A 5,990-nucleotide genomic window follows, 5' to 3' on the forward strand; every position below is an offset into this window, starting at 1 on the left:
CCGGCGTCTTCGGCGCGGCTTCATCACCGTTCCTCGGTCGTTGGCGGCCAGACCTGGTCACGGCTGCGCCCGCGACGTGATCCCGACCGCACCCGGTTGCGCTCCCGGGCGCGCTCTCGGGCGCGCTCGCTGCGGCCCTGCTTGCGGCCCTGCCTGCGGCCGGCCGGGTTTGAGTGCACGATCCGTGTCGTGTACCGGCCGGATCTCGACACGGATCGTGCACTCAACGCGCAGACAGCCCGTTGCACCGAGTGAGAGGAGTGGTCGCTCTTCGCAGCGGGAATGCAGAAGGCCCCACTCTCCCGAAGGAGAGCGGGGCCTTGCCACAGGTGGATCAGCGGGCGGTCACCCGGCGAGAATCACTTGTCCAGCCACGCCTTGTCGAAGAGCACCAGGGTCTCACCGCTGGTCTTGATGCCGTGGACGTTCTTGTTCCACAGGTTGACCATCGCGCCGGAGTTGACCGCGACACCGGGAGCGTCCTCGGCCCAGAGTGCCTCGATCTTGGTGAGGACCTCCTTGGCGTCGGCCGGGTTCTCGATCCCCTGGAGCTGGGCGATGAGCTTGTCCATCTCCGGGTTGGCGTAGCCGCCGACGTTGACTGCCGAGGTGCTGCCCAGGGCCGAGGAGAGGCGGCCGAAGACGTCCTCGTCGTGCATCGACGTCGCCGCCGTGGCGACGTCGAAGTCGTGGTCGACATAGATCTTCTGGACCTGGTCGGCGACGTTCGCGACGAGGTCGAGCTTCACCTCGAAGCCGGCCGCCTCGAACATGCCCTGCATGGCGACCGCGCCGGCCTGGGAGGCCTGGTCGGTGCGGGCGAGAACGCGGATCTTTCCGTCGAACCCGTCGGCCTTGGCCTCCTCGACCAGCTTCTTGGCCTCCGCAGTGTCCGTCGGCATCGGGTCGACGCCCGGGGCCCAGGTGGAGTCGGCGCCGATCAGGAGCTTGCTCGGGTCTCCGGCTCCGTTCGCGGTGCGCTGGAGGAAGATCTTCGGGTCGAAGGCCAGGGCCAGGGCCTGACGGACCCGCTTGTCAGCGGTCGGTGAACCCTCACGGCTGTTGAACCACAAGTTGTTGGCCAGGCTTGCGTAGTTGTCCATGCCGGGCAGGTCGCCCTTGATGACGTCGTCGACGAGCTCGGTGCTGCGCACGAACGTGAGGTCGACGCCGCCGCTCTCGAGGGTCTCGACACCGGTCTTGTCGGTGCCCAGGATGTCGAACTCGATGGCGTCCAGGTTGGGCCGACCGCCCCAGTAGTCGTCGTTGGCCACGACCGTGGTCGACTCGGCCGGCTTGTAGCTCTTGAACTTGAACGGCCCGGCCCCGATGGGCTTGAAGTTCTTCGGGTCCTTGTAGGCCGCAGGTGCCAGGATCATGCCGACGCCGTTGGTCAGGACGTTGGGGAAGCGCGGCCAGGCGGCGTTCATCTCGATCGAGACCGTGAGCGGGTCGACCGCCTTCATCGACTTGATCTGCGACTTGGTCAGCATCGCGTGCAGGCCGTAGGCGTTGATGTAGCGGTTGATGCTGCCGATCACGGCGTCCGCGTCGAACGGCGTACCGTCGTGGAACTTCACGTCCTTGCGGAGCTTGATCGTCCAGGTGATGCTGTCGTCACTCTCGATGGCCTCCGCGAGCTGCGGCACGAACGTGCCGGTCTCGTGGTCGTAGCGGGCCAGGGTGTCATACACGGCGGCCATGATGTTGCCGCCCGTGGAGCCCGTCGGGTACGTCGACGTCGGGTCCAGCGTGCGAGCCTCGGAGTACTCCGAGACGCGCAGCGTGCCGCCCTTGACCGGGTCGCCCGCGGAATCGCCGGCATTGATCAGCCGCGTCGAGTAGTCCACGGAACCGGGGGCGTCGTCCTTGCCGGAGTCGGCCGAGGTGTCGGCACAACCGGTGACGATGAGGGCGCTCGCTGCGAGCAGTCCCGTCCACCGCATTCGACGCGAGATGCGTGTCTTCACTGTTCCTCCACTGTGTGACGGGGTGGTCCGAGGTCACCACGATGTGTCTGTGGTCACAGGGTGTTCTGCGGGGGTGCCACGGCTCCGGGCGCATCCCACTCAGCGGGAAGAATGTCCGTTTGTCGCCCTCCGGGCCACGGCTCCGGCACGTCGCCGGGCCGCGAGAGGCTCGCTCCGCCGCGGGGGCCGGCAGACCCTTCCACTGTGCGGCATCGACCCCTCGAGCGTCGTACGCCGACCCCTACCGTGAGCCGGTGCCGGACCTCATCCTCATCGCCCTGGCTGCCGCGGCGATCTTCGCGCTGGGTGCGATCGCGCAGGCCGTCAGCGGGTTCGGCGGGGCGATGCTGGCGATCCCGCTGCTGCTCCTCCTGGTGGATGCGCCGACCGCGATCGCCGCCGCAACCGGCGTCAGCCTGCTCATGTCGGCACGCGCCTGGCGTCAGGAGCGCGAGCACGTCGAGGTGCCGCTGGTACGGCGACTGGTGGTGGCCGGGTTGCTCGGCATGCCTCTGGGACTGCTCGCGCTGCTGGTGGTCGACGAGCGGCTTCTCACGGTCACCATCGGCGTCCTCGTCCTGATCACCGTCGCGTTGACCGCGTTGCGGGTGCGGCTGCCGGCCTCGGCCCCCGCCCAGTGGATCGGGGGAGTGTTGAGTGGTGCACTGCTCACCTCGACCGGCATGAACGGGCCGCCACTGGTGATCGCGGTGACCGGAGCCGAGCTCCCCGCCCGCCGGGCCCGCGGAACGCTCCAGGCCGTCTTCGCCGCTCAGGACCTGGTGGCCGTCGTACTCTTCGTGGTGGCCGGCGTCCTGAGCCGCGACGCGGTGCTGTTGATCGCCGCCGGATGCCTCGGGATCCCGCTGGGCTGGTCCATCGGCGACCGCATCTTCCACCGCCTCAGCGAAGCGGCCTTCCGCAGGATCGTGCTGACCGGACTGGTCGCCGTGGCACTGACCGCGTTCCTGCAGAGCGCCTGAGCGCCGAGAACAGCGACGCCCCGAGCCCCCTCTGGGGCGGTCAAAATCACAGGCCCGCCTGTGAAACTGCCCGATCGACACGAAACTTCATGTCAATCGGGCAGAATCACAGGCGAGCCTGTGATTTTGACCAAGCCGAAAACGCTACTTGTTGGCCTTGCGCGCGACCGACGCGGTCTTGGCGCGGGCGTGGGCGTCGAGGACGAGCTTGCGGATGCGGACCGTCTCGGGGGTGACCTCGACACACTCGTCCTCGCGGCAGAACTCCAGGCACTGCTCGAGGGAGAGCCGCTTCGGCGGGATCAGCTTCTCGAAGTTGTCGGAGGTGGCCGACCGGATGTTGGTCTGCTGCTTCTCCTTGGTGATGTTGACGTCCATGTCGTCGGCGCGCGAGTTCTCGCCGACGATCATGCCCTCGTAGACCTCAGTGGTGGGCTCGACGAACATGATCCCGCGCTCCTGCAGGTTCGTCATGGCGTACGCCGTGGCCGCACCCGAGCGGTCGGCGACCAGCGAGCCGTTGTTGCGCGAACGGATCTCGCCGGCCCAGCGCTCGTAGCCCTCGGAGATGTGGTGGGCGATGCCGGTGCCGCGGGTCTCGGTGAGGAAGTCGGTGCGGAAGCCGATCAGGCCACGCGCGGGGACGACGAACTCCATGCGCACCCAGCCGGTGCCGTGGTTGGTCATCTGCTCCATGCGACCCTTGCGGGCGGCCAGCAGCTCGGTGATCGAGCCGAGGTACTCCTCGGGGGCGTCGATGGTCAGGCGTTCCATCGGCTCGTGGATCTTGCCGTCGATCTCCTTGGTGACCACCTGCGGCTTGCCGACGGTGAGCTCGTAGCCCTCGCGACGCATCTGCTCGACCAGGATCGCCAGCGCCAGCTCGCCGCGGCCCTGCACCTCCCAGGCGTCGGGACGCTCGGTGGGGAGAACGCGGAGCGACACGTTGCCGATCAGCTCGGAGTCGAGGCGGTCCTTGACCAGGCGGGCGGTGACCTTGTGGCCCTTGACCCGGCCGACCAGCGGCGAGGTGTTGGTGCCGATGGTCATCGAGATGGCCGGGTCGTCGACGTGGATCAGGGGCAGGGCGACCGGGTTCTCCGGGTCGGCCAGGGTCTCGCCGATGGTGATGTCGGGGATGCCCGCGACGGCGACGATGTCACCGGGACCGGCCGACTCGCCGGGCTTGCGCTCGAGGCCCTCGGTGACGAGGAGCTCGGTGACCTTGACGTTCTTGACCGAGCCGTCGCGCTTCATCCAGGCGACGGTCTGGCCCTTCTTCAGGTTGCCCTGCTTGATGCGCAGCAGCGCGAGGCGACCCAGGAAGGGGGAGGCGTCGAGGTTGGTGACGTGGGCCTGCAGCGGGGCGCCCTCGTCGTACGTCGGCGCGGGGATGGTGTCGAGGATCGTCTTGAACAGCGGCTCGAGGTCGCTGCCCTCGGGCAGGGTGCCGTTCTCGGGCTTGGAGAGCGAGGCGATGCCGGCCTTGCCGGAGGCGAAGACCACCGGGAAGTCGAGGGCGTCCTGGCTGTGGGACTCGTCGAGCAGGTCCATGAACAGCTCGTAGGTCTCGTCGACGACCTCGTCGATGCGGGCGTCGCCACGGTCGGTCTTGTTGACGACCAGGATCACCGGCATGTCGGCGTTGAGCGCCTTGCGGAGCACGAAGCGGGTCTGGGGGAGCGGGCCCTCGGACGCGTCGACGAGGAGCACGATGCCGTCGACCATGGACAGGCCGCGCTCGACCTCGCCACCGAAGTCGGCGTGGCCGGGAGTGTCGATGATGTTGATCGTCATCGGCTTGCCGTCAGCGGCCGGGCCGGCGTAGTGGACAGCGGTGTTCTTCGCGAGGATCGTGATGCCCTTCTCGCGCTCGAGCTCGCCGGAGTCCATGGCCCGTTCGGCGACACCCTCGGCCTGGTGCTCGGTGAAGGCACCTGCCTGGTGGAGCATCGCGTCGACGAGGGTGGTCTTGCCGTGGTCAACGTGGGCGACGATCGCCACGTTGCGGAGGTCAGTGCGTTGCGTGTTTCCAGACATGGGGCAGTTCGTTCACTCTCTGCGACGGGATTCCTGCCCTGGACATGGGACAGCCGGACAAGTCTACGGCCGGGACGGGGCTCGCTCCGAATCGCTTGGCTCCGGAAAACCCGCCCCCCATGTATCAAATGTCCGTTTTGACCGTCCTGTGTTGTCAGCGTCGGAACACACCGTGTGCTCCGCCCCGACAGGAGAGTCGCCATGAAGCTCAGCAATCTCAGGCACGTCGTCGGCTACGGACTGCTCATCGTCCTCGCCACAGCAGGGGGCGCCAGTGCGGCCATCCCCGGCACCAACACGGTCGACTCGGGAGACATCAAGAACGGTGAGGTGAAGGCCGCCGACATCGGCGCGGGCGCGGTCCGATCCGGCAAGGTGCTCAACCAGTCACTGCTGGGCATCGACCTCAAGAACAACTCGGTCACCGGCGACCAGGTGCGTGAGCACAGCCTCGACATGAGCTCCGCCGGCTGCCAGGTCGGGCTCGTGCACAGCTTCACCAACCTGGCCGGCGTGCCGCAGGACAGCGTGTGGCGTCCCAACGGCGGGTTCAACTGCTCGGGCGGTGCCAACCTGGTGCGTCACACCGGGCCGGGCACCTACCAGGTGGCGTTCGTCGGCGACCCGGCCACGCTGGGCGTCGCGACACCGGTCAGCGGCTACAACAGCATCGGGGTGACCAAGTCCGGCAGCATCTTCACCCTCGAGCAGCGCAACATGGACGGCACGCTGGTCAACAACACGATCAGCTTCGTGACCTACTGATCCACACCGGTCCCGACGTGCGGCACTGCTCGAACTGCCGCACGTCGGGGTCTTTCGCATGTCGGTGCCGCGCGATAGGACTGAGACATGAGCTGTTCCATCGTGCCGCCCTATCTCCTCCAACAGATCGCGTCCGAGCCTGACGCCCGGGCCACCGACCACTGCCATCGCACCCTTGAGATCGATGAGCGCTTCCGGGCCGGGCGCCCCGCCGCTTCCGGGCGTCCTGCCA

4 protein-coding genes are annotated in these 5,990 nt (G+C 67.7%); 2 read left to right on the forward strand and 2 right to left on the reverse strand.

Annotated elements, in window-relative coordinates:
- Positions 1 to 359: 359 nt before the first annotated feature.
- Positions 360 to 1,970, reverse strand: a complete 1,611-nt coding sequence (locus NJ4_RS20280) for an ABC transporter substrate-binding protein (RefSeq protein ID WP_157551247.1) — start codon at positions 1,968 to 1,970, stop codon at positions 360 to 362.
- Between the two features lie 254 nt (positions 1,971 to 2,224).
- Here NJ4_RS20280 and NJ4_RS20285 point away from each other — a divergent pair, with 254 nt between their 5' ends.
- Positions 2,225 to 2,953, forward strand: a complete 729-nt coding sequence (locus NJ4_RS20285) for a sulfite exporter TauE/SafE family protein (protein ID WP_067439569.1) — start codon at positions 2,225 to 2,227, stop codon at positions 2,951 to 2,953.
- Positions 2,954 to 3,097: 144 nt separating this feature from the next.
- Here NJ4_RS20285 and typA read toward each other — a convergent pair whose 3' ends face one another.
- Positions 3,098 to 4,993 (reverse strand): translational GTPase TypA, encoded by a 1,896-nt coding sequence (gene typA, locus NJ4_RS20290; RefSeq protein WP_067439572.1) that lies wholly within the window; start codon positions 4,991 to 4,993, stop codon positions 3,098 to 3,100.
- A 201-nt stretch (positions 4,994 to 5,194) separates the two neighbouring features.
- Here typA and NJ4_RS20295 point away from each other — a divergent pair, with 201 nt between their 5' ends.
- Positions 5,195 to 5,758 (forward strand): hypothetical protein, encoded by a 564-nt coding sequence (locus NJ4_RS20295; RefSeq protein WP_067439575.1) that lies wholly within the window; start codon positions 5,195 to 5,197, stop codon positions 5,756 to 5,758.
- Positions 5,759 to 5,990 lie beyond the last annotated feature (232 nt).

The organism is Nocardioides jensenii JCM 1364 = NBRC 14755, from assembly GCF_001552535.1.
Classification (GTDB): Bacteria; Actinomycetota; Actinomycetes; order Propionibacteriales; family Nocardioidaceae; genus Nocardioides; species Nocardioides jensenii.

Excerpts from the sequence above, each read along its gene's own strand:
- NJ4_RS20295 (WP_067439575.1), top strand. The coding sequence starts at position 5,195 with ATGAAGCTCAGCAATCTCAGGCACGTCGTCGGCTACGGACTGCTCATC.
- typA (WP_067439572.1), bottom strand. The coding sequence starts at position 4,993 with ATGTCTGGAAACACGCAACGCACTGACCTCCGCAACGTGGCGATCGTC.